Origin of the sequence: Spirosoma arboris, from assembly GCF_009754945.1 — a bacterium.
GTDB lineage: Bacteria > Bacteroidota > Bacteroidia > Cytophagales > Spirosomataceae > Spirosoma > Spirosoma arboris.
Map to the genome: position 1 here is coordinate 410,455 of NZ_WPIN01000003.1, position 25,465 is coordinate 435,919.

Genomic DNA, 25,465 nt, shown 5'->3' on the forward strand with positions numbered 1-25,465 from the left:
GTCAACCGATTTTATTGCTTCGATTTTATAAATCCCTGAAGCGTTAGCCAGTCCGCAAATCGCTCAATCCAGGTGTCGGTTGGAATGTTATGTTTTTCCATGCCGAACCCATGCCCGCCTTTGGCATACATATGCAGTTCAACAGGGCGCTTGCCCGTCAGCCATTTGCTGTATAGTTCTACGCTATGTGGAGCCAGATTCAACTGATCGTCGGATGCGCAGACAACAAACATAGGTGGAGCGTCGGCTGCAACCGTACCTTGCAGGGAAGTGGGCATATAGGCGTAAATGGGAGCCACAAACGCCGGTTTATTGTCGGGAGTATAGTTAAAAGCTGCCGAAGCGGTGACCGTGCCACCCGCCGAAAAGCCCAGAATACCAATGCGGGCAGGATCAATCCCAAAGTCGGCAGCGTGTTTGCGAACGTAGGCAATGGCAGCCTTCCCATCGGCAACCGACAGCGGAATCGTCGCTTTATTTTCGGCGTCCCATTCGGCCTTGCGCGGGCCGTTGATGCCCGCCATCATATCGGCAAACGGATCATCAGTGTTGATATGGGCCGTGCGGTATTTCAACACAAAGGCAGTAACACCTTTTTTCGCAAGCCAGGTTGCCGCATCATTTCCCTCATTATCAATAGATAAGAAGTGGAAGCCTCCACCGGGACAAATAATCACGGATGTACCATTAGCCACAGCCGGGTCTGCTGGAAATACCGTAATCGATGGATTGACGACGTTAAAGACCGTCATCAGTTTTATCGAATTGGCATTATTCTTTTTCTCTACCCAATTCCATTTTTCAGAACCGGGTGCGGGACCGTCGTAGATCCGAATTTCTTTTTGCTGCGCCTGCGCAACACCCGACAATAGGAGGAATAAAACGAGAAGTAGCCTCATGAGGTTTAGTTTTTTTGACAGAGATAAAAGCTATTAAGTTCTTTGGTTTAGCCCCTCTCCTGTTTTGGGAGAGGGGTTGGGGTGAGGGAAATTGCGGCTAAGAAATGCATCTTCTGAACAGGCCGCTTTACCCTCACCCCCGGCCCCTCTCCCAAAACAGGAGAGGGGAGCAACGTGCGATTGTAATTCAGAACTTAACAGCCCTGCCCTTTAGACCTAATGACTATACACTTCCCAGCCCATGTAGTTCTCCATCGCTTCTTTAAGCACACCCGCGGTTTTGGAGGCATTCATCACAACATGGTGCTCAAAACCATTCCGGCAAACGTACTGCATTAGCCCCTGGAGGTTATCGATCTGAGCCACAGCTCGGTTGCCGAAGGTATTCAATGCATCGTCGGTCAATGCGCCTTCACCAACGTAGGCTTTTATGATGCCTTTGGGATCGTCGGTGCTGATGCGCCCGAAGGTAAGCGGAGACGCTGGTGTACGACCGGCTAAGGCGCCGTATGTGTTTTCTTCGCCAACGGTTGTTCCCAAAATGGGGGCCGTGCTGATTTCGATATCGGGTAAAAACGATTTCGCCCAGTTGCCGCAATGGAACAGCACACACTTGTTTTCATCGTCGGCGTAGTTATTGTTCCAATCGACCAAGGCACTTGGCGAACCCGACGCGAGTTGCATGGCATACATGCTCAACGTACCCGTTACATCGACTTCGCAGGCGCTAGGGAGCATGTTCTCACTCATGATGCTCATGCTCGTACAGACATTACAGCCGTAATTCTGCTGAACAGATGTCCAGCACTGAATGGCGGTAGCATCCAGCGAATGGTCAGCCATGAAATTGTTCAGGACCACATCTAACTTGGCAATCTGAACGAGTTTATCGTCGGGGGTTCGGCCAGTTGGCGTATAGGCTTTAATCGCGTCGAGTCGCTCCTTGACTGCGATATCGGCTGCGGTTAGTTTATTAGCATTGCCCAAAATCTCAGACAAATCGACCGTTACGACTGAAATACCATTCCGCTGAAGGATCTTTTCACTGTAGCGAACCGTATTGAACCCACCCGGACGTGCGCCAATGGCCCCGATCCGAACGTTCCGCAAGCCTTTCACAACGCGGCAGGTTGCCATGAAATTGAGCAGATCGGTATGAAAACTCGGATCGGACGGATGCACAACGTGTTTCGTCGTCAGCGAATACTTGATGCCGAACTGATAGAAGTTATTGCAGACCGAGATTTTGCCACACCACGCATCCCGTCGACGAGCCACATCCAGTCGATTTAAATCATCGGGATACGCCTGAACCAGCACTGGCACATCCAGGCGAGCCCATTTCAGCGTTTCAGCAATTCCTTTTTCGTCACCGAAGTTGGGCAGAACGACCAGAATGCCCATGATTTCATCGGCATGTTTCCGGAATAGTTCAGCACATTTCTGGGCTTCCTGAAACGTTTCAACACCGCCAAGCTTCGTCGTCGATTCGTCCAGCATAATGGGTTTAACGCCCGCTTTCTGGAAGGCTTCCAGCAGATCGGCCCGGCATTCGCCAACTAATTTATCGGGGAAGAAATCCCGGTTACCAATAATAACGCCTAAGGTGATTGGGGTACTCGGCTTTACGCTCATGGTTTAGAAGATCGCTATACGTCTGTTCCGTAGCTGGGTGAGAAACTGGTCACCTTGGCTATCCTGACAAAGGTAAAAGGCAACAAATAGAAAACAAAAGAAAGAAAAAGAAAATAATGGATTTTTTAATTCCCAAAATACAATCAAATCTTGGCGTACTACATAAATAGATATCAATAAGCACTTACGATCAGTTTTAAGGTAGTACTTACAATAGATCAAATTAGCCAATTAGCAGGTAGCATTTGATTTTTCACTCGAAAATGGCACGATTATTTTCGTTTACTTTCTAAATGATAGATACTTTTGCGTTTCTGTCTCTTAACCCAGCTTCTATTCATTTTGTAAAAAATACCATGACAATCCGACTGACGACCCTCCTGTTACTGCTCAGCACGCTCGTTTTAGGTCAGCAAAAAATTGCGTTTGACCCTAAAAAAAGTGCGACATCTACTGTTCAGTATCAAACCGTTGACCTGGTTTTCAAGGTCACTAATGTGTCCACCGATAATCCTTTCGATCTGACGTTTGGAGCAATTTTTACCGATAATAACAAAAAGACCCTGTCTATTCCTGGTTTTTATAATGGTCAGAATGAATACGTTATACGGTTATGTCCAGAGAAAACAGGTATTTACTCCTATCAAACGTTTGCGGGATTAAGCAGTCTGTCGGGATTGAGAGGAAGCATTCAGGTTGGCAAAAACACCAATCCCGATATTCACGGAGCAGTGACGGTTGCTTCCGAAGCGCCCCAAAAGTTTGTCTATCAGGACGGTCAACCCTATTTCGCGTTGGCGTTTGAACTGGACTGGCTTTTTGCACTGGATATAAACGATAAAAACGGCCTGCCCAAAACCACCGAAATCATTCAATCAGTAAAAGAAAACGGGTTCAATCAGGTTGTCATGAACGTGTACGCTCACGATGTTAGCTGGAAAGTGGCCGACAATGTACCTGCTCAGTATAACTACAAAAAACCGCCATACACCGTTTTCAAAGGCACGAACGAGCAACCTGACTTCAGTCAGCTAAATGTGCCGTTTTTCCAGCACCTCGACCGGGTGATTCAGCATCTGCATGAGCGAGGCATCGTTGCCCATCTCATGATTTATGTGTGGAATAAAAAGGTGAACTGGCCCCAGATGTATTCGGCGGAAGACAACCGCTATTTTGACTATATTATCAAGCGCTACCAGGCGTATCCAAATATCATTTGGGATGTGTCGAAAGAAGCATTAGACTACGGACGCTGCGACATTCCCTATATCAATGAGCGCATCGAGCATATCCGCCGGTTAGATGCCTATAAACATCTCGTGACCGTGCATGACTATGAATACTGCTCCCGAGAACCCGACAAAATTGATTTCATTTCCATTCAAAACTGGCGATCAGACCTCTACTCGCTTACGCTTGAAGCCTACCAAAGGCACCCGAACAAACCCGTGATGAACATCGAGCACGGCGGTTATGAAGAAGGGCCTTATAGCTCGTTTACAGGCAATTACATCAATCCAGAAGTCTGTCTTGAACGCAATTATGCCTGCATTTTTGCCGGTGTTTACTCGTGTTACTACTGGCAAAATACCTCGTGGGACATTGTGATTCACGACGCCTTAAGTCCCAAACAAACGTTCCCAAAGCCGCGATTCGACTACTATAAACACCTCCAGACGTTATTCTCGCGCTATAACTTCAACACCCTAAACCCGTACAAACCCAAACTAACCACCAATGGTCGACTTGGGAACGATAACTTATCATCGAGCGGTTATCCATTGACCGATGACAAAGGGCTGTATTTATATTTTGTTCCGGGCGACAATTACAACACCAACGTGGTCATACCGAAGCCTGTGTCGGGGAAAATTGAGGCTTCCTGGTTCAATATTTTCACCGGTGAAACGCACTCCGAAGCACCCTCAGATTGGTATATTTTCAAAAGCTACCAATCGCCCTGGAAAGGGCAATCTGCGGTGTTGATTTTGGGTGGAAAGTGACCAACTTTTCCCCATTCATCTATGTCTGTATTATAGTGCTAAAGAAATCAGGGTAACCGTTGAGCTTTTACGCTTATGTATTACGGGCAGATTCCAGCTTTGGGGCATTTGTGCTATATTGAGCTTTAGTTTTTCAAATGCCTTACCTACACAAAACTGTCGACATTAGTGGGTTAGATAGGGTACATCTCGCGAATTTGACAAGGGCAAACCCTTTGAAATTTAGGCTAGAGTTAGTTTCTCGAGTATTATTCCCTAAGAGACATAGATCAAAGTGTATGCGACATGATAAACGATTATAAAAAAATTGATTTGTTTGGAAAATCATTAATTCAAAAAATCATCTTACAACCACCGTTTAAATTCGACTTTCCTGTTACTGATCAAGCCTGTTTTATATATATACTAGAAGGTTCTATTGACTATCAAATTCACAACGAGCGACTAAACATCTCTAAAAATTATTCATTATTTCTGAATTGCATAAGCTCAGGAAAACAACTATACAATTCAAATTCAAAAAGCAATTGTGAGATTGTAATTTTCACTTTTCATTCAGATATATTAAAAAAAATTTACGACAAGGAATTGCCATCGCTACTTCAAGCACCCAAACATGTAATCTCAAGTAAGTCAAGCGAAAAAATAAATAATGATTTTTTAATTCAAAAGTATATTGAAGGCTTACTGTTCTATATTGAAAACCCATCTTTAGTCAACGAAGATATTTTAATTTTAAAATTCAAGGAAATTATACTTTTACTTTCTCAAACACAAAATTCTGAATCTATACAAATCATATTTTCACAACTTTTTTCACCAACTACTTATACTTTTAAACGAATAATTGACGAACATCTACTTTCACAGTTAACTATTGACGAGTTGGCCCAGCTAAATAATTTAAGCATTTCTTCTTTCAAACGGGAATTTGCAAAAATATACAACGATACTCCTGCCAATTATATCAAAACTAAAAAACTTGAAAAAGCGGCCGAATTACTATTGGTTTCCGAAGAGCGCATTACTGACATTGCGTTTAATTGTGGATTTAATGATCTTGCAAATTTCACCAAAAGTTTCAGTGAAAAATTTAATACTACACCTACTAATTATCGTTTGAAGCTCAGAAACAAATAATAATCAGCACTTAAATATTGATTATCAAAATTTCGTACTTAATACTCTTTCTTCTAAATTATAGCGGTCAATCACTCTTTAAATTGAATCTTAGAAGAATTTCAGATTGAACTAAATCACCAAATAGTTGAACTAATTCACAAAACCCTTCTCAATTTCCCATTGCACCTTTGCACTGTTTAATCAGTCAAAAAGTTAAAAAAAGATGGGACTATCTAATTTAGGGATTTTTCACACAGTTATTGGCATTGTTGCCATCATAACGGCAATCATATCATTTTTACGATATGGAAAAATAAATTTGGCGCATATTTCCGGAAAAATATACTTTTACGGAACAAGCATTACTTCGTTAACAGCATTAGGTATATCTAAGCATGGAGGCTTTAACCCTGGTCATGTTTTTTCTATATTTATCGTATTTTTGATACTAGTGAGTTTTTATCTTTATTCCCAAAAGAAAGGAAATAACATATCTCGTTTTTTCGAGAATTTCTGTCTGTCCTTTAGCTTTTTCTTATCATTGGTTCCTACAGTCAATGAAACGTTTACCCGTATTCCTGTTGGACACCCCTGGGCGAAGGATATTACTGACCCATTGATTGGCAAAACGCTTCTTACCCTTTTAATTGTGTTTGTCGTGGGGTCTATTTATCAATTTATTAAGCAAAGGAAAATCAATAAATCTGTCAATAAATAATTCAGTTAGTTAAAATAGATGTCGTAAAACAAGGGCATGTTAGGGCGTTGAGAAAGTTGGAAAATCTTGCCAACTTTCTCAACGCCCTAACATGCCCTTATACATTTACATTTATCTAGACGAACAATTCGTTCGTCTATTATGCGTTGGCGATCATACTATACTGGCAACTCCGCTATACAGGCATATCAATACTTGTTTTAGCCACTATTATTGTCGCATTCACACTGCAATGACATCCTATTTGTTAGCGAAATTTGTATCGGACTAAACCATCAGATAATCGTTGGCTGGAAAACTCAGATTGGAAAAACTCAGTTTTTCTGAAAAACGTTGATGATATTAGAAGGCTCTGATATTCAGGCCCACGGCAGTGGTAACCTGGTCCAGACACTGCTCAAACATGATCTGATCGATGAACTATGGCTCCTAATTCATCCGTTAATGCTCGGTACCGGAAACAAACTATTCGCCGATGGTACGATTCGGGCGGCATTCAACCTGATAGTCAGTACGGCTACACCAGGCGGAGTGATCGTTGCCCATTATAAGCGGGCCACAGAAGTTAAAACAGGTATTATGAGAGGTTAAGAGAAAAATACTTGTTTCCTTAGAATGATACGACGACAAACCAAACTAATTCAACGAATATGTCAATAACAAAAGAAGAGGAACTAGTCGGAATGCAGAAAGCAAGTGAAGCTGTTGCCTACACCTTAAAGGAAATGAGAAACTATGCCCGGCCCGGCTTGACAACAAAACAGTTAGACAATTACGGGGCAGCAATACTAGCCGAATTTGGGGCAAAATCAGCCCCGTTTTTGACCTATCGCTTTCCAGGGTTTACTTGCATCAGTGTGAACAATGTATTTTGCCACGGTATTCCGTCTGACAATAAAACACTGCAAGAAGGCGATTTGGTGAATATTGATGTTTCGGCCGAACTGAATGGTTTTTGGTCCGACAACGGAGGCTCTTTTGTAATTGGCGAAGATGTTAACCAACATCAAAAATTGATAGACGCGTCAAAGCAGATTTTACACAAAGCGATACATAACATAAAAGGTGGAGTTCGTATTTCGGACATCGGGCATTTGATAGAAACAGAAGCAAAAAAACGCGGTTATAAAGTCATCAAAAATCTGGCAGGACACGGAGTCGGCAAAAGCCTTCACGAAGAGCCAAGCGAAATAGCGAATTACAGGGATCGTTCTAATCCGACAAGATTTAAAAAGAATTCTGTCGTTGCTATTGAAACATTTATATCGACAACCTCAACCTATGCCGAAACTCTAAATGATGGCTGGACGATGGTTGGCAATAAAGGCGGTTTTATGGCTCAACACGAGCATACAATTGTTGTTACCGCCGAAAAACCAATTGTACTGACAGAAATGAATGACATCTGGAATTAATATCGACTACTAGAAAGGCCAACAGGCTATCACTATGTACCATCGGGAATTTGAACCGCCTGACCAACTACGGGATACCATAAAGTGCTTTTGGTACAACAGAAGAGACACTGGGGAAGACCCGTCGAGATTTGAGGTACAACCGGATGGCTACGCTGAAATCATTTTTCATTTTGGTAGTGGCTGTAGCATTATTTACAATGACGGATTACAGCCATTGCCATCGCCGTTTATGATTGGGCTACTCAATCAGCCTGTTCTTTTTTACGCAGAAAATCGGTTAGAAATTATCGCCATCAGGTGCTTTCCCTGGACCGTGTTCGACTTACTCGGACTACCCTCAGATAAAGACGAAGTGCGCATCGTTGAGCATCCAATTGTTCAGCTTCAATCTACGTTGGATGAGTTGGTTAAGGCGGGCAAGATAGCCGATGCGGTGGATCAGGTAAAACACTATTTCCTGAATGCATGGTCGCAGGTGGCTACTGACAGTATGCTATTTAAGGCGGGAGTGGCGATGCGCGAAGCCAATGGAACCATACCGGTAAGTCAGGTGGCATCGGCGGCTCACGCAACGGTTCGTACCCTGGAACGGAAGTTCAAGCAATCGTCGGGTCATAGTGTTAAAGACGTGTCTGGTCTGATGCGCTTTGAGCAGGTACGAAATCAATTATGGCTCGACCCGACTGCTAATCTTGCTGGTTTAGCGCATGAGTTTGGCTATACGGATCAATCCCACTTAAGCAGGGAATTCAAACGCTATAGCGGCACCACACCTGCCGCATTCGCGCGAAAAGCGAAGAAAGGGAAACAAATTGTTCCCAGCAATTTTGTCACGTTTGTACACAGATGATGCGTAAAAAGCCCAAGTCCATACCTGTTAATCAGTTTGGTGACGAGTATAACTCAGGTATTTCCATTGAAAAAATAGCTCTTGACAATTTACCCCATTTCGAGGGAGATGAGCAATCGGAACGGCACGATCGGCACACATTTCACTTACTTGAAACAGGCACAATTACGATCGAAATTGATTTCCAGACGTATGAAATTAAGTCTTCGTCCGTCATCTACATGCACCCGAATCAAGTGCATCGTATACGCACATTTGACAATGTAACAGTCAGTACCTGGGCAATTAATAATGAAAATCTGAATCCTGACTATCTGAAGCTTTTGGAAGACATTGTTCCCACAAAACCGTTGGTGTTAGACAACGAAACGTTTTCCCTGATTTCCGAAGCGGTGTCACTTTGCCTAAAATTTGCTGAACGGAACAACGACAAACTCTATCATGCCATCCTAAAAGATAGCTGCAATGCGTTGGTTGCCTTAGTGGCTTCTCAATATCTGGAATACGCTAAATCAACCGACAAACTGTCACGATTTGATACAATTACCAAAGATTTCAGGGAACTTCTGGAACGCAGGTATACCACATTTAAACGCCCTACAGCCTACGCCCAGGCCCTAAACATCTCGACTCCTTACCTGAACGAATGCGTCAAAACCACAACTGGCCATTCCGTTTCATATCACATCCAGCAACGTATCATTCTAGAAGCCAAACGATTACTTTATCATTCGAATAAATCGGTAAAAGAGATTGCAACCGAATTAGGCTACGATGATTATCCTTATTTCTCCCGGCTGTTTACCAAAGTCGCCGGAATGACCGCTTTAGCTTTCCGGAACAAAAACTTCGATTAGTCCAATACTTACTCTGTATTGCCATTTCCCATTCCTGCTATACGTTGTTCCTTTGCGCCATCAGTAAATCGTATAGAAAATGGAATCAGTGAACGAACAAAATGTTGGGCAACGTAACGTACTCGTTTCGGGTGCAAGTTTTGCCGGGCTTTCAACCGCCTATTGGATGAACAAACTAGGTTACAAAGTAACCATAGTTGACGTAGCAAATGGACTTAAACTGGGCGGAACGCCCGTTAATATTGAGGGCAATACCGTCGACACCGTGAAGCGGATGGGGATTTTCGAGCAAATTAAATCCAACAGACTGGCGATGGAACTGCTGGAATTTAAGAATGCGGATGATAGTACGGCGGGGAAAATGATCGTAAAAAAAGAGGGTGACGATTTGCCAGACGAAGAATGCGAAATTGAGCGAAATACATTACTCAATATCTTAGTTGATACCGTAAAAAATGACGTTGAATTCATTTTCAACAATACCATAACAGCCCTGACCGAAACAGCAGATGCGATCGAAGTTACCTTTAAAGATGGCTCACAACAGGCTTTTGATTTAGTGTTCGGTTGCGATGGTATCCATTCGGCGGTACGAAAAATCTGGTTTGGTCATGAAGCGGACTACTTACATTTTCTTGGTCAATATTTTTCGATCACTATCGTAGACAAGTTGTTAATACCAGAAAACACAACCCAATTCTACAATGTGCCCAACAAGGCAATCATGCTGAATGCCTACAACAACAAGACCGATATAATTTTTTGCTTTCGCCCAGAAAACGAAATCGCTTACAATTATCGGGATGAAGAGCAACAGAGAAGGCTCATTTTGGAACAGTTTGAAGGAGAAAGCTGGAGAACCGCAGAGCTACTGGAAGAAGTAAAGAAGTCTAAAACGTTTTACTTCGATAAACTTTGTCAAATTAAAATGCCATCCTGGACAAAAGGCAGAGTGGCTTTGGTGGGTGATGCAGGCTATTGTGCTTCACCGGCTGCAGGCAAGGGCGGCTCATTGGCAATAGATGGAGCGGCCGCATTAGCTGATGCGTTTCAAAAACACCCCGACAATGTTGAATTAGCCTTTCAGGAGTACAACAAAACTTTCCGCCCGTTTATTGAGGAAGTTCAGGAAGAGGCCGTACGAATGGGGTTAGAATCTCTTGTTCCAAGAACTGAAGAAGCCATTCGCAAACGAAACGCAGAAGGCTTTTTTTAGCCTTCTGGCAAGTTCCAGTCCAACAGCTCATACGATTTTGTCGCGTTTGTACAAGCCTGATAGCCTAGCCTTCCGGAATTTTGCATCGTAATCAACAATGCAAAATCATGTTATTGACAAATAAGAAAGTTGCCATCCTCGGTGCAGGACCCGTTGGTCTCACCATGGCAAAATTACTACAGCAGGAAGGCGTAGACGTAACCGTTTACGAACGCGACGAAGATCCACAGGCAAGAATCTGGGGCGGCACACTCGACCTGCACAAAGATTCAGGGCAGGAAGCCATGAAAAAAGCGGGCTTGCTGGAAACCTATTATGCCATCGCGCTACCCATGGGCATACTCTTTGCCGATCAGCAGGCTAACGTATTGGCTACCCGGAAACCTACCACCGAGAACCAATATGATAACCCCGAAATCAACCGAAATGATCTTCGAAAAATGCTGCTTGACAGTTTAAACAGCGGTACCGTTGTCTGGGACAAAAAAACTACCGGACTTGATGTGCACGATGGAAAATGGCTGCTGCATTTTGAAGAGGGTCCCGATGCGACCGCAGATCTTGTGATTGTAGCCAATGGCGGAATGTCCAGAGTGAGAAGCTATGTAACAGATACTGAGGTCGAAGAAACCGGGACGTTTATCATCCAGGGCGATGTGCCGCAGCCCCAGATAAATTGTCCTGAGTTTTATCAACTGTGTGATGGCAACCGGCTCATGACCGCGCATGAGGGCAATTTATTTGTTGCCAATCCCTATAACAATGGCTCACTCTCCTACGGTATCATTTTCAGAAAGCCCGAAGAATGGGTTCATGGCAATGGATTAGACTTTCAGAATACGGATAGCATTCGTGCTTTTCTTTCCGATAGATTCTCTGATTGGGATGAACGATTCCAGCAATTATTCCAGGCCACATCTTTTTTTGTCGGATTGCCGACGAGAAAATTCCCATTAGATGAACCCTGGAAAACGGATCGCCCGCTGCCGATAACGCTCATCGGCGATGCCGCCCATTTGATGCCGCCCTTTGCGGGTCAGGGCGTAAACACCGGACTGGTTGACGCCTTAACGTTATCGGATAGCCTCACTAACGGAAACTTCGAAACCCTACAGGCCGCTATCTGCGACTATGAACAAAAAATGATTGCCTATGCAACAGAAGCACAGCTTGAGTCCAGCAAGAACGAGCTAGAGATGCGCGCTCCCGACTTTTCTTTCCAACAACTCATCCATTAAGTCAATGGTAACAGTATCCTGTTAGTATCTCTGTTTTTTGAGATAATTCTGAATTGAATTACCAGCAAACGCAAACAGTAACCCGCTGAGTATCGACGCAATAACCACTATTCCCGGAGCGAGCTCATCTTCAGGTGGGACATTGTCAAGGACGATTACTTTAAACAGGAAGAGAAAGCCAGTCAGACCTAAGACAAAACCAATTAGTATACCCGCTTTGCTTTTCATTGCTAGTAAAGTGTTAAAATCTAACTTCCAGCGATTGGACTGCCGAAGATACCAACCGCCAGTTCTACCCAAATAAGGAGCAGCGCTACCAGAATAACTGCACAAAGCGCGATTCGGTACTTCACTGTGGTCGCCATTCTCAAGACAAGCTCAATCAGGAGACCAGTACCGAATAGCAGAACACCTGCAACGACAAAATCGAACAGCGTCCAGTTCACTTCATTTGTGAACTGCATCGCGATGAATGGAATGAACAATAGCGCTGCTACTGCTAGCAAGATGCCGGTAAGTCGTTGATTTTTAATAGCCATACGTGTTTTGTTTTATATTGTGTGGGCAAAATTAACAAAGAACTTTGTATTTCAAAGTGAATAAACAAAAAAATTAAACTACCCTTCCAACCCAATGTGGGCCAATAACCAGAACATCAGATTTTGCCCCGCTACACATGCTAACATCCTACAATCACCAGAGAAAATAGCATAGTTAAAATGGGATTATTGCTATTAATTTTGGCTTTTATGCTATTCTGTTATCATGCATATTAGCCATACACGAATTCGATACCTATTACTGGCTTTTGCGCTTACAGCTTTCTCAAAGGCTCATGGTCAAACGAATGCACTGGTCAATACGTCGCAGAGTAAGTTTGCGAAGTTGGAAAGTACAGATCTGAATGCGGTGAGATGGACAACTGGATTCTGGGCCGATCGCTTTGCCGTTTGTCGGGATTCGATGGTGCCGCATTTGTGGAATACCTACACCGATGCCAACGTTAGCCACGCCTTTCGGAATTTTGAGATAGCCGCCGGTCTGGAAACGGGCAACTTCAAAGGGCCTTCTTTCCACGACGGCGATTTCTACAAAACGCTGGAGTCGGTGGCGAGTATGTATGCACTTACGAAAGACAAAAAGCTGGATGCCATAATGGACAAAGCCATTGCGGTAATCGCCAAAGCGCAGGCACCCGATGGCTACGTGTATACGAAGGCCATTATCCAGCAGAAGAAAACGGGCGAAACGAAGATGGGTGATGGGGCGGCCTTCCGTGATAAGCTCAGTTTTGAGGCTTATAATTTCGGACACCTGATGACAGCTGCTTGCGTGCATTACCGGGCAACGGGTAAAACCTCACTGCTGAACATCGCGAAAAAAGCCACCGATTTTCTGATCGGATTTTATGCCAACGCCAGCCCCGAACAGGCACGTAATGCCATTTGCCCGTCGCACTACATGGGCATTACAGAAATGTACCGCACCACCCGCGATCCGAAATACCTGGCTTTAGCCCAAAAGTTAATCGACATTCGAGGCCTGTCAGAAGGAACAGATGACAACTCAGACCGGGTACCTTTTCGGCAAATGAAAAAGGTAATCGGCCATGCTGTCCGGGCGAATTATCTGTTTGCCGGAGCCGCCGATGTGTTTGCCGAAACGGGCGATAGTACGCTACTCTCTACTCTGGATTTGATGTGGGACGATGTCGTCAATCACAAAATGTACGTAACGGGTGGTTGTGGGGCGTTGTACGATGGTGTCTCGCCCGAAGGCACTGCTTATAAACCCGATACTGTACAGAAAATCCATCAGGCTTACGGCAAGGCGTATCAATTACCCAACCACTCGGCTCATAACGAAACCTGTGCCAACATAGGCAACCTGCTCTGGAATTACCGGATGCTTCAAATTACGGGCGATGCCAAGTATGCCGACGTGATGGAGTTGGCCCTGTACAACAGTATTCTGTCAGGGATAAGTCTGGATGGGAACAAGTTTTTTTACACCAATCCACTCAGTGCGTCCGATGATTATCCGTACCAGATGCGCTGGATGGGTGGTCGCCAGAATTACATACGCCTGTCGAATTGCTGCCCGCCGAATACAGTCCGAACCATTTCGGAAGTGAGTAACTACGCCTACAGTATTTCAGACAAAGGACTGTGGCTGAATTTGTTTGGCAGCAATCAGTTGAATACCACGCTAAAAGACGGATCGGCTATTCGGCTAACCCAAACGACAAATTACCCCTGGGATGGCGCGATTAATCTTCAACTAGAGCAGGTTCCCGCCAAGTCCTTTTCGGTATTTGTCAGGATTCCTGGCTGGTGTCAGGGGGCAACGATAACCATTAACGGCAAGCCAGCCATGACCAACCTTCAGGCAGGCACCTACGCCGAACTTAACCGAACATGGGTGGTTGGCGATAAAGTGGCTATCAATCTGCCAATGCCTGTTAAACTCATCGAAGCGAATCCATTGGTAGAAGAAAACCGCAATCAGGTGGCCGTCAAACGGGGTCCGATTGTGTATTGTGTAGAATCGGTAGACAATCAAACGACGAAGCTGAACAACATCGCTTTATCGTCAAAAATCAATCTTAAACCGAGCCTCATTAAGATCGACAACAGCGATGTGATGGCGCTGGAAGGGGATGCCAAACTCATCAACGAAGGCAACTGGACGAACCAACTCTACCGCGAAGTATCGGACAAAGCGCCCCAGACAACCCCCATTCGACTGATCCCCTACTACGCCTGGGCGAATCGTGGGCACTCCGAAATGGAAGTCTGGATTCCGCTGATTCGTTGAAATACTTAAGTCACTTTTTGTCATTCCGGCCTTAGGAGGAATCTCAAGCTTGCCAAATAGGGAACTTGAGATTCCTCCTAAGGTCGAAATGACAAACCTTGTCTATATCTCTTTCCTCAATATGAGCCGTCATAAACTCCTCCTCTACCTCACCTTATTCTTTTTCTCCCTTCAGCCGTCAATCGCACAGGAGAAAAAGAATTCACCTGTCACCATCGTCATTCCATCATCAGCCCACGTACGCATTATATTTGGAGCTGAGAAACTGAAACAAGCTCTAACAAAGGCTGGTTATCAGGCGACAATAACTCAGGGAACCAGGGCAAGTGGCAATCAGCAGATTGTGGTTGGTTTATGGTCCGACAATACAGTCAAACAGGTGGCTTCAGCCTATGCGCTTACAGCAGTTAAGGATACAATAAAAGAAGGTTTTTCGATTCAAAAAGACGCCCAAAAACCACTGCTCATTGCTGGAACTGACCCATCTGGTGCGTTGTACGGTTGCCTGGAACTAGCGTCACAGCTAACTGAAACCGGTAAACTTCCCGAAAAAATCAGCCTGACCGATAAACCCGAAATGGTGCTTCGTGGCACCTGCGTGGGTGTCCAAAAGCCTATCTATCTGCCCGGTCGGGACGTGTATGAATATCCTTACACGCCCGAAACATTTCCCTGGCTATACGACAAGGCGTTGTGGATTCGGTATCTGGATATGATGGTCGAAAACCGGTATAACTCACTGTATTTGTGGAACGGACATCCCTTTGCTTCGCTGGTTCGGCTGAAAGATTACCCGTATGCGGTTGAAGTAGATGATGCTACGTTCAAAAAGAACGAGGAAATGTTCCGTTTTCTGACCGAAGAGGCTGATAAACGGGGAATCTGGGTAATTCAGATGTTCTACAATATTATCGTCTCAAAGCCCTTCGCCGAACATCACCACATCAAAACTCAGGATCGCAACCGCCCGATTGTTCCGCTCATCGCCGATTATACCCGAAAATCAATCGCTGCCTTTGTTGAAAAATACCCCAACGTTGGGTTACTCATTGCACTGGGTGAAGCGATGGAAGGCGTCGGTCAGGACGACGTGGACTGGTTTACAAAAACGATTATTCCGGGCGTAAAAGATGGCCTGAAAGCTCTCGGCAAAACGACTGAACCACCCATCGTGCTACGCGCCCATGATACCGATGCGCCCCGCGTCATGAAAGCCGCTTTGCCTTTGTACAAGAATCTGTACACCGAGGCCAAGTTCAATGGCGAGGCTTTAACCACTTATACGCCACGCGGAAAATGGGCCGAGCTACACCGTACGTTGAGTAACATCGGCACGGTTCAAATTGAGAATGTGCATATTCTGGCGAATCTGGAGCCATTCCGCTACGGTTCTGCCGATTTTATCCAGAAGTCGGTGCAGGCGATGCACAGTGTGTATGGGGCCAACGGTTTGCATCTGTATCCGCAGGCTTCGTACTGGGATTGGCCGTATACCGCCGACAAAACGTCCCCTCGCCTACTCCAACTTGATCGTGACTGGATCTGGTACAAAACCTGGGGACGATACGCCTGGAAATCAGGTCGAAATCGCCCTGCGGAGGTTGCCTATTGGGGCAATCAACTGGCTGAGAAATACGGTTTATCGCTCGACAAAGGCAAAGACGTACTGGAAGCATACGAACAAACGGGCGAGATTTCGCCGAAGCTACTACGTCGGTACGGCATCACCGATGGCAATCGCCAAACCCTGACGTTAGGCATGTTAATGACTCAACTTATCAATCCCTTCCGTTACGGTCTGCTGACGTTGCTTTATGAATCGGAAGCCCCTGAAGGTGAGATGATCATCGACTACGCCGAGAAGGACTGGAAAAACGAAAAACACATTGGTGAAACGCCCATTCAGATAGCCAATGAAGTGGTTGAACACGGTAAGAAAGCCGTAGAAGCTATCGACAAAGCGGCTGGTGCTGTCACCCAGCACAAAGACGAGTTTGCCCGCTTACGAAACGATGTCTATTGTCAGGATGCAATGGCGAATTTTTACGCCCAAAAAGCCCGTGCGGCATTGGCAGTTCTACGGTATAAATATTCCAACGATGTTCGCGACCTCGACAAGGCGTTGCCTTTACTAGAAAGCAGTGTCAATCACTACGCCGACTTGGTGAAGCTGACGAAAGATACCTATCTGTATGCCAACAGTATGCAAACGAAACAACGTAAAATTCCCATGCGGGGCATCGATGCGACCTATAAAACCTGGGAGGAAATGCTGCCGGTTTATCAGAAAGAATTAACCCGATTCAAGCATACTATTGATTCACTGAAATCGACTACGACTGCCATTGCCAAAGCGCCCGTTCTATTGAAACCTGCATTGGTCACGATACAAAGTCCTCAGGTTGAAACCTATACACTTGAAAAAGAACAACGCGTATTTACGGATACATCGGCCACCATAAGTGATGTTGCCCCAGAGCTAAAGAACCTGAAAGGACTTAAACTGGCCAAAGCAAACATGCAATCGGAGCGCACCAGCCTGACCTTTACGGCCACTGAACCCGTGAAGCTCCTGGTCGGCTTTTTTACCGAAAAGAATCCCAAATACCTGCCAACGCCCGAACTGGAAACCGACGCCAGTGCCAATGATTACGGACAATCGGAGATCAAAATCTCGAATGCAATTCTGGTCAATGGATTGCCGCCGGTTAATATTCACACCTATTCCTTCAAAGCGGGCAAACACACCCTGAATTTAGGGAAAGGAGCCTGTTTGCTACTGGGCTTTATGGATGGCAATCAGGAGATTACACCCTTCGATGCTGGTCTGGCGGGCAACAAGAAAAATATCGACTGGTTGTTTGAATAAGGGATGTCGGACAAGTTTGTTTTTTGACAGGATTAACAGGATAAGGCAGGATTAATTACCCGAAAAATCCTGTTTTATCCTGTCAATCCTGTCAAAAAACAAACTTGTCCTATACCTTGCGTCTTATTTGCAACAGGGTAAATCCAACGTATGACGACTGGTCTTAACGCGCATTTGCTAGTGGTTGAAGATGAGCCAAAGGTAGCCACATTCATAAAAAAAGGGCTACAAACCCAGGCTTATACGGTAGACGTGGCCTTGACGGGCGAGGAAGGCAAACAACTATTCGACACTACGACTTTCGATCTAATCATTCTGGACGTCAATCTCCCTGATATGACTGGTCTTGAACTGGCCGAATATATTCGCGGTAAGAATGCCAGACTGCCAATTCTCATGTTGACCGCCCTGGATACTACAGCCGATAAATTGCTCGGCTTCGAAGCCGGTGCCGATGATTATCTGGCCAAACCGTTCGATTTCCTGGAATTGCTTGCACGATTGAAAGCCCTGCTGCGTCGGTCAACTCCTGCCGAAGAAGTGGGTCGAGTGATGCGCGTGGCCGATCTGGAGCTTGATCTGCACGAACGGGTAGCCCGCCGAAGGGGACAAACCATTGAACTGACTGCCCGCGAATTTGCCCTGCTGGAATACCTGATGCGGAATGCCGGACGAGTTGTGTCGCGAGTCGATATAGCCGAGCAGGTCTGGGATATTGGCTTCGACACGGGGACCAACGTAATTGACGTTTATGTTAGTTATCTACGTGCTAAAATCGACAAAGATTCGCCCACCAAACTGATTCACACCCTCATTGGAATGGGGTACGTGTTGAAAGAAAAATGAGCCTACGTAACCGACTGACGCTTTTATTTACCGCCATTGTCTCGGTCCTGCTGGCCCTGTTTTGCCTGCTCCTTTATCTGGTTGCCCGGCAATACGTATCGAATGAATTTCAAACTCGACTACAGTCCGAAGCACTGACGGCGGGGCATTTATTGGTTGGGCCCGAACCGGTTGGGCCTACGCTGTTTAAACTTATAGACAAAAACCAGTTGACGGTTTTGCCCCAAGAAGAGATTATTATTTACAATGCCCGAAACCAGTTGATCTACGAAAGTGGCACTGATTATCTGACCGTTACACCAACAACGCTGGATCGTGTTCGGCAATCCCGGATGGTTCACTGGCAGGAAAAGAGCCGCGATATTGTAGGTATTTATTTTACTGAGAATCAGGTTCCATCCGTCATTTTTGCGTCAGCCGTCGACACGTTTGGTAGCCGTACTATCCAGAATCTGGCCTATATTCTGGCCATTGGCTGGTTTCTGATGACAGCCCTGATGGTGATTGCTGGACGTTTTTATGCCGGCCGAACGTTGCAACCGATTAGCCGAATCAATCGGCGGATGGATGAGATTACCGCATCGAATCTATCCCTCCGTTTACCCGAAGGAGCCAGTGGAGACGAGCTAAGTCAATTAGCCCAGCGATTCAACCGGATGCTTACCCGGCTGGAAGAAGCCTTTAGTCTACAGCGTTCGTTTGTGTCGCATGCGTCGCACGAGTTACGCACACCGCTAACAGCTATTACGGGTCAGTTGGAAGTTTCCCTGCTGGCCGAAGATGAGCCAGATGAACTTCGGGCTACGTTGCACTCCGTGCTGGATGACGTACGCGGTCTAAACCGGATGGTAAATGGATTACTGGCGCTGGCCAAGGCAAACATGGACGAATCGTCGGTACCTATGAGCCGCGTGCAACTGGATACGTTACTGAATCAGGTTCGGCTTGATTTCCAGCGACTCCAGTCAAACTATGTGATTCATGTGCATATCATCCCGCCCGATGCACCTGATGCCCGCTGGCAACTAACCGGCAGTGAACCGCTGTTACGAACGGCTCTCTTCAATCTGATCGACAATGGGGGCAAATTCTCGCCAGATCACACCGTATCCGTAACCCTTTCTTCGAACAGTAAATCTGTGCAATTGAGCGTCCACAATGCGGGCTCAACCATTCCTACCGACCAGTTAACCGCCATCTTTGTTCCCTTCCAGCGGGGCCGAAATGCCAGCCGGCAACCCGGTTATGGCATTGGCCTTCCACTCGCCGAACGAATTGTTCGACTGCATCAGGGTCGTATTCAGGTCGAATCGTCGGCCGATGCGGGGACTACGTTCACGGTTACGTTGCCCCGGTAATTTCGCCCTCACCCCCAGCCCCTCTCTCTCGTTCTCGCTTGGCTTTGCCGAGTGAGGACTATTAGTTCAAGGGCCTCTGGCCCGTTTGTAATATAATTGGCTACTACCGGCCAGAGGCCGTCAAAATAATAGTTCTCACTCGGCAAAGCCAAGCGAGAACGGCAGGCGCATTTTCACTAAACGCATTTCTAATGCCGTTCTAATGCGGCTCTAACACGAGCCTAACGCTGGGGTATGACCTTTGTAAAGTCAATTAGATGATACTCTTCTAGTAGTTCGCTCTAGGATTGACAAGTACTCAAACAACAAAACAAACCATGAAAACATACCTGTTTATATTAGCCCTAAGTGGCCTTTCGATCCTGACGGCCTCCGCCCAGGATGATTCTAAATTACGTAACGACGTCACCTATTCGGCCAATAATTATAAGCACCCGAACAAAGCAGCGGCCGCCCGAAAGTGGGAAACTAAACAGGGCACTGAGGTCAACGCGCCGGGTCTTACCCCAGGCCCTATGATCAGCTATAAACGGCCTGTACCGAATGTCGTACCCACCGGTGGTGTAGTGGTAGCTCACACGCCTGATAGAGATTTAGCCAAACATAACTATAAAATTCAGCGCGTTAGCTTATCTCCTCCTGCCAATTCGTCTACTTCAGAAGTTGCGAATAAGGGGCAATCCCGCTCGACAACAGAAGGCAATTAATTGGCGGCACCTGTTTGGTGTCCTCGGTCTGTGTCCTCACAGAACGCCTATAAATTAGCTTTCACCAATGCGTTCTGTGAGGACACAGACCGAGGATACGGCTCTCTGACTTACAATACGTTATAAAATTTTTCTTTTCAATCTTACTCTTATCAAGATGATTCGTTCTTTTCAACAGTTGTTTTCCAACAATAAAAAATGGGTTGAGGCAAAAACTCAGCAAACACCCGATTTTTTCAATAAGCTGGCTGAAGGCCAACGCCCTAAGTTTCTGTGGATAGGCTGCTCAGATAGCCGTGTACCCGCTGAAGAAATTACACAGGTTCAACCGGGCGATTTTTTTGTTCACCGAAACATCGCCAACATGGTCATTCACAACGATATGAGCATGCTCAGTGTGCTCGACTATGCTGTCAATGTATTGGAAGTGCAGCATGTAATCGTCTGTGGTCACTACGGTTGTGGCGGGGTAGCAGCTGCGATGGGCAATAAGCAAGTCGGCTTAATCGACAACTGGCTGCGCTACATCAAAGACGTTTACCGGCTGCACCAGGACGAGTTGAATGCCATCGACAATCCAACGCGAAGGCTCAATCGTTTGGTTGAACTAAATATTCAGGAACAGGTGTATGGACTCTCAACCACAACGATTGTTCAGAACGCCTGGAGCAATGGCAAACCCCTGCTGATTCATGGGCTAGTTTACGACCTTAAGACCGGACTGCTTAAGGATTTAGGGCTTTCTCATGATTCACCCAGCAAGATCGATGATGTGTATCGACTCGAGCCAGTAGTTGCGTAATAACAAAAAACACAACAAGCCTATGTATTCACCCGATTTATCGATGAGCCTGGGCAGTATAGTCTATGCTTTGTCCAAGCTAGATGGTCGCCTGCATAAACAAGAGCAGTGGACCGTTAGAGAACTCCTGGCGCAGGGACCACACGGCGATTTGGCCCTTTGCGCGTTCTTTTTACGGGAAAATACGGGCGAACCGGGAGACGATGCCTATGCATTTGGCATGCGTCGCCTGGTTGCGAAACGACTTGAGCTTACTGAGCAGATAAAAAAACGGTTCGTTCGTATTCTATTCCGCGTTGCCAGAGCGCACAATGGCATTTCGCAGGAAGAGCGATTGTTCATCCGGCAGTTTTGGCAGGAAATTCGGGTGCTTTAAGCCCTCAATCCACTCTACCCTTTTCCGAATCGGCGGCATTGTCGGTATGCCGCCGTTTGCGGGCAAAGGTCTCTTTGCCAAACTGATACGTAAAGGCCAGGCCAATTCTTCGGGTATCGGTTTCATTGGCATGAAACGCTTCGGCCTGTTGTAGGCTAACCGTTTGGTCAGTTGGTTTCCAGGTGTGAAAAATATCCTCCAGCGTAAGCCGAAGGCTGCCTTTGTTCTGTAAAATTTTCTTTTGGACAGCGGCAGCAAGCCGAAAGCGTGGATTGGTTATGGTTTGCCCGGAAATGTTTTTACCTGAATAAAAACTGCTTAGCTCACCCGCCCAGCCTTTATCGAATTTGAATTGGTTGAACACATCCATTCGTACGCTGAACAAACCAGGAGTAAGATTTTCAGAATAGGCAGTACCATTCAGTGCCATTCGTCCAATCTGTCCATTGGCGTTTATAGTCCACCATTTTGTGGGCGACAGCGATAAATTGGTCGCTAGCGACAGAATATAGCCACTAGCTACATTGCCGGGACGCGTGTAAAAAACATCGCCCACTGCCTGCGTTAACTGAAAAATCACATCTGTAAACCGACCGTATTGGATTGAGAGACCGATGTATTGTTTGTGTTGATACTTGAGTTCGTACTGATAATTGTACTGGGGTTTAAGATAGGGATTACCAGCCGTAAAGGAATACTGATCCCGATAAAACAAAAATGGGTTAAGTGATTGATAATTAGGTCGGTTTATACGTCGGGTAACGCTGGCAGTCAATGTATTATTTCCAGTACTATCTACTTTATAGCTAAGAAAAGCGGTGGGAAACAAACTCGTGTAGGTCCTGTTAAACGACGTTTCGGCAACTTCAGGGTTACCTAACTGGCGTCCGGCTATCTGGGTATTTTCAAGTCGAAAACCAACCTGTGTCGCTAGCCGCTTCCATTCTTTTCGAAAATTGGTGTAGGCAGAATGAATTGTTTCGTGGTAGGTAAAGTGATTGGATTTAGTGTAATCAGGGGTATTGATGGCTCCCAATACGGTGTAATACTGCGAGTTGTTATCGTTATCAACTACGCTCGATTTAATCCCGGCTTCCAATTTTGCCTTATCACGTAGCGGATGCACATAATCGGCTTTGGCTGAGTAAATCGCAATATCCGATGGCAAACTATACACGAACTGATTGCTATTGCTAAGCGTCCCAGCGGGCTGATTAACAGCAGTTTTCAGCACCTGATCACCAGTCGAATTATAGGTGATATAATTCAGATCAGCACTCAGTTCCCGACCCGTATCTTTGAATTTATGCTGAACATTGGCATTGGCGCTGGTATTCATCCAGGGGTAATTACCGTCGGTAAACCCCGTCCCAATCGAACTCAGTTCCGAACCCGTCCCAAAGGTTTTACTGATATAATCGAGCCTATCCTGCCTGGATCGATTCTGAATCGCTACTAGGAATCCATACGTCGTGTTCGGCGAAGCGGCATAATCCATACCCAGTCTGGCCATCCCTCCGTGGCTGGTGTAGGTATACTGGTTCAGCAACTGCACCGACGAGTTTAGGACCTCATTAGCATCATAAAATGTTCGATCATACACATCCGTTGAGTAGTTACCATCTTTGTTATACCCGACACTTCCGAACAGATTTATCTTCCCGTGGTTGTAATTCAGATTGATCACATCATTACTTCGGCTCGTAACACCCTGGCTATAACTGGCTGAGACATTTCCAGTAAAGCCCTGTACTCTGGTACGTTTCAACCGAATATTAATGATGGAACTGCCGGCCGCGTCGTATTTGGCAGGTGGATTGGTCATCAGTTCCAGTTTATCCAGGGAGCCTCCCGGCAGAGATTTTAAATAAGCCGCTAAATCCTGCCCCGACATATACGTGGGCCGACCATCAATCAGAACGAGCACACCCGTTTTTCCGTTTAGGCTGATTTCTCCGTCGGTGCCCACCGTGACGCCGGGTGTTTTTTCCAATACTTCCAACGTATTACTGCCTGCGCTGCCAATCATGGCATCCACATTCACGATGGTTTTGTCAAGTTCCTGCTCAATCATTGGTCGCTTAGCCACGACAGTTACTTCCTTTAGCGTTGTTTTTGAAGGACTTAGGATAAATACGGGCAAGTCGACAATCGGATGTTGTTCGTCAATGGTTATCGTTCCGCTTCGGTAGTCGTTATTCCCAATGCTCGTTACTTGTAAGCGATAGCTGCTATTCGTGAGGTTTTTGAAGGAAAATTTCCCAGCGCTATTGGTTAACTCGCCGAGTATCAACGTCGAATCTACTATGCTGATCAAGCGAACGGTGGCACCTGGAACGGGTTCATTCTGGAGATCTTTCACGAGTCCGTTGATGAGTTTAGTCTGCCCGTTGGCAGCTAATGAAAAGACTATAATAAAGAAGAAGATAATTGGCAAAACAGGTCGCATGGTGTATCGTTTAAGAGCCCGGCTCAATAAGATGATGAGCAAATATTGGCGGGTCGGTTGGGCTCAGAAACTAAATGTGTCGGATAGCAGGATCAGTCTGACAGAATCTATTTTTGGGATGTCGAATTGATTCGTACGCGTTTACCGAGATTTCGTCAGCTATTTTTACGTGTCTGTCCTGTACGTTTAGTGGTGTTGATTTGCCTGCTCAGCTTTGTACCTCCCAATTCATCAAGTGATCGTGAAAAAAGAACAAAACACAGGTATAAACGAACTAACCGAAACTCAAAGGCACTTGCTCATCTGTGTACTGGCAGCGGTTCCAATCTATTTTATCATCGCTACCTACACGAAAACATTCATCTATAAAGACGATGAGGAAGCGGCTTTGATCGCCACCATTTTCTGCCTGACTGGGGGATATAGTGGGCGATATCTGGCTCAACTATGGATTCCTCCCAATAAACGAGTGCCCAACTGGCTTTTAGTACTAGTGCCCCTGATCATGACAGGCTGTGCGTTTGTAGTTGCGCAGTTTGCCAACAGTTTACGTAGCCATCCGGAACAGTTAATGTTTGTTCTCTTTCTGGTGTTACCCTTCTTTTTCTTTTGCGTATTAACTGGCCTTTTCGTTAAATTAATCCGAACCCGAATAAACAGCCAGTTATACGAAGCCAGAGCCCAGTCCGAACAAAGTCAAAGTGAACTCCATTTGCTTCAATCGCAACTAAGTCCGCACTTTTTGTTCAATACGTTAAATAATCTGTATGGTCTCTCGATTTCGCAACCCGACAAAACACCAACACTTTTACTAAAACTCGCCGACTTATTACGGTATTCCGTATACGATGCGAAAGAATTGTTTGTACCCTTGACCGATGAACTGGCCTACATTAACAATTACATCGAATTCGAGAAAATACGCATTGGTAATCGACTTGACTTAACAACGTCAATAGAAAGTGGAATCGACCCGGCGATCAAAATTGCACCTATGCTGTTGATCATTTTTATTGAAAATGCGTTTAAGCATTCGAAGAATACGCTGGATCAGAAAATAGTTGTTGATATTCAAGTAAAAGTATGGGCTAATTCAATTCTATTTTCCGTAAAAAACTCATTCGGCCCTACCGATAACAAACAGGAGACACTTGAAAAAAATAGTGGTCTTGGACTTGTTAACGTGAAAAAGCGGCTTGATTTATTGTATCCCAATAACCATGACCTGACCATTCAGGAGAACGGCGGATTTTATATTGTGCTATTACAAATTCGAGTAAAGTAA

At 45.5% G+C, this 25,465-nt stretch carries 22 protein-coding genes; 17 read left to right on the forward strand and 5 right to left on the reverse strand.

The window, feature by feature from the left end; translation table 11 throughout:
• Positions 1-11: 11 nt before the first annotated feature.
• Entirely contained in the window at positions 12-899 is an 888-nt protein-coding gene (locus tag GO755_RS09550; RefSeq protein ID WP_157584517.1) for an alpha/beta hydrolase, read from the reverse strand.
• Positions 900-1,115: 216 nt separating this feature from the next.
• Positions 1,116-2,534, reverse strand: a complete 1,419-nt coding sequence (locus GO755_RS09555) for an L-fucose/L-arabinose isomerase family protein (protein WP_157584518.1) — start codon at positions 2,532-2,534, stop codon at positions 1,116-1,118.
• 356 nt (positions 2,535-2,890) lie between these two features.
• Here GO755_RS09555 and GO755_RS09560 point away from each other — a divergent pair, with 356 nt between their 5' ends.
• The 9 genes from GO755_RS09560 (at position 2,891) to GO755_RS09600 (ending at position 11,956) form a co-directional block, all read left to right on the forward strand.
• Positions 2,891-4,537, forward strand: a complete 1,647-nt coding sequence (locus GO755_RS09560; protein WP_198174789.1) for a DUF5060 domain-containing protein — start codon at positions 2,891-2,893, stop codon at positions 4,535-4,537.
• 285 nt (positions 4,538-4,822) lie between these two features.
• On the forward strand, positions 4,823-5,677 hold the full coding sequence (locus tag GO755_RS09565) for an AraC family transcriptional regulator (protein ID WP_157584520.1): 855 nt from the start codon (positions 4,823-4,825) through the stop codon (positions 5,675-5,677).
• Positions 5,678-5,882: 205 nt separating this feature from the next.
• The gene (locus GO755_RS09570; protein ID WP_157584521.1) at positions 5,883-6,377 is read left to right on the forward strand and encodes a hypothetical protein; all 495 of its coding nucleotides are present in this window, start codon (positions 5,883-5,885) and stop codon (positions 6,375-6,377) included.
• Between the two features lie 336 nt (positions 6,378-6,713).
• Positions 6,714-6,968, forward strand: a complete 255-nt coding sequence (locus tag GO755_RS09575) for a dihydrofolate reductase family protein (protein WP_227686908.1) — start codon at positions 6,714-6,716, stop codon at positions 6,966-6,968.
• Between the two features lie 59 nt (positions 6,969-7,027).
• Positions 7,028-7,792 carry a type I methionyl aminopeptidase gene (gene map, locus GO755_RS09580; protein ID WP_157584522.1) on the forward strand — a complete coding sequence of 255 codons (765 nt, stop codon included), beginning with the start codon at positions 7,028-7,030 and terminating at the stop codon, positions 7,790-7,792.
• 34 nt (positions 7,793-7,826) lie between these two features.
• Positions 7,827-8,645: a helix-turn-helix domain-containing protein gene (locus GO755_RS09585; RefSeq protein WP_157584523.1), complete on the forward strand. Its 819-nt coding sequence runs from the start codon at positions 7,827-7,829 to the stop codon at positions 8,643-8,645.
• Positions 8,642-9,502, forward strand: coding sequence for an AraC family transcriptional regulator (locus tag GO755_RS09590; protein ID WP_227686909.1), 861 nt, complete (start codon positions 8,642-8,644; stop codon positions 9,500-9,502). The genes GO755_RS09585 and GO755_RS09590 overlap by 4 nt, the downstream gene beginning before the upstream one ends.
• A 79-nt stretch (positions 9,503-9,581) precedes the next feature.
• Positions 9,582-10,718, forward strand: coding sequence for an FAD-dependent monooxygenase (locus GO755_RS09595; RefSeq protein ID WP_157584524.1), 1,137 nt, complete (start codon positions 9,582-9,584; stop codon positions 10,716-10,718).
• A gap of 107 nt (positions 10,719-10,825) precedes the next feature.
• Positions 10,826-11,956: an FAD-dependent oxidoreductase gene (locus GO755_RS09600; RefSeq protein ID WP_157584525.1), complete on the forward strand. Its 1,131-nt coding sequence runs from the start codon at positions 10,826-10,828 to the stop codon at positions 11,954-11,956.
• Between the two features lie 21 nt (positions 11,957-11,977).
• Here GO755_RS09600 and GO755_RS09605 read toward each other — a convergent pair whose 3' ends face one another.
• Positions 11,978-12,184, reverse strand: coding sequence for a hypothetical protein (locus GO755_RS09605; protein WP_157584526.1), 207 nt, complete (start codon positions 12,182-12,184; stop codon positions 11,978-11,980).
• A 20-nt stretch (positions 12,185-12,204) separates the two neighbouring features.
• The gene (locus tag GO755_RS09610; protein WP_157584527.1) at positions 12,205-12,495 is read right to left on the reverse strand and encodes a hypothetical protein; all 291 of its coding nucleotides are present in this window, start codon (positions 12,493-12,495) and stop codon (positions 12,205-12,207) included.
• A 226-nt stretch (positions 12,496-12,721) separates the two neighbouring features.
• Here GO755_RS09610 and GO755_RS09615 point away from each other — a divergent pair, with 226 nt between their 5' ends.
• The 7 genes from GO755_RS09615 to GO755_RS09645 all read left to right on the forward strand — a co-directional run bounded on the left by GO755_RS09615 (position 12,722) and on the right by GO755_RS09645 (position 21,731).
• On the forward strand, positions 12,722-14,773 hold the full coding sequence (locus GO755_RS09615) for an aceric acid hydrolase (RefSeq protein ID WP_157584528.1): 2,052 nt from the start codon (positions 12,722-12,724) through the stop codon (positions 14,771-14,773).
• A 121-nt stretch (positions 14,774-14,894) separates the two neighbouring features.
• The gene (locus tag GO755_RS09620; RefSeq protein WP_198174791.1) at positions 14,895-17,642 is read left to right on the forward strand and encodes an alpha-d-galacturonidase; all 2,748 of its coding nucleotides are present in this window, start codon (positions 14,895-14,897) and stop codon (positions 17,640-17,642) included.
• 150 nt (positions 17,643-17,792) lie between these two features.
• Positions 17,793-18,488, forward strand: a complete 696-nt coding sequence (locus GO755_RS09625; RefSeq protein ID WP_157584530.1) for a response regulator — start codon at positions 17,793-17,795, stop codon at positions 18,486-18,488.
• Positions 18,485-19,846, forward strand: coding sequence for a sensor histidine kinase (locus GO755_RS09630; protein WP_157584531.1), 1,362 nt, complete (start codon positions 18,485-18,487; stop codon positions 19,844-19,846). The genes GO755_RS09625 and GO755_RS09630 overlap by 4 nt, the downstream gene beginning before the upstream one ends.
• 317 nt (positions 19,847-20,163) lie before the next feature.
• A complete protein-coding gene (locus GO755_RS09635; RefSeq protein WP_157584532.1) occupies positions 20,164-20,553 on the forward strand; it encodes a hypothetical protein in 390 nt (129 codons plus the stop codon).
• Between the two features lie 157 nt (positions 20,554-20,710).
• On the forward strand, positions 20,711-21,355 hold the full coding sequence (gene can, locus GO755_RS09640; protein ID WP_157584533.1) for a carbonate dehydratase: 645 nt from the start codon (positions 20,711-20,713) through the stop codon (positions 21,353-21,355).
• Positions 21,356-21,377: 22 nt separating this feature from the next.
• Positions 21,378-21,731, forward strand: coding sequence for a tellurite resistance TerB family protein (locus GO755_RS09645; protein ID WP_157584534.1), 354 nt, complete (start codon positions 21,378-21,380; stop codon positions 21,729-21,731).
• A 4-nt stretch (positions 21,732-21,735) separates the two neighbouring features.
• On the opposite strand, the gene GO755_RS09650 is transcribed toward GO755_RS09645, so the two are convergent.
• On the reverse strand, positions 21,736-24,180 hold the full coding sequence (locus tag GO755_RS09650) for a TonB-dependent receptor (RefSeq protein ID WP_157584535.1): 2,445 nt from the start codon (positions 24,178-24,180) through the stop codon (positions 21,736-21,738).
• A 241-nt stretch (positions 24,181-24,421) separates the two neighbouring features.
• Between GO755_RS09650 and GO755_RS09655 the strand changes: the two genes are divergently transcribed.
• Positions 24,422-25,465 carry a sensor histidine kinase gene (locus tag GO755_RS09655; protein ID WP_157584536.1) on the forward strand — a complete coding sequence of 348 codons (1,044 nt, stop codon included), beginning with the start codon at positions 24,422-24,424 and terminating at the stop codon, positions 25,463-25,465.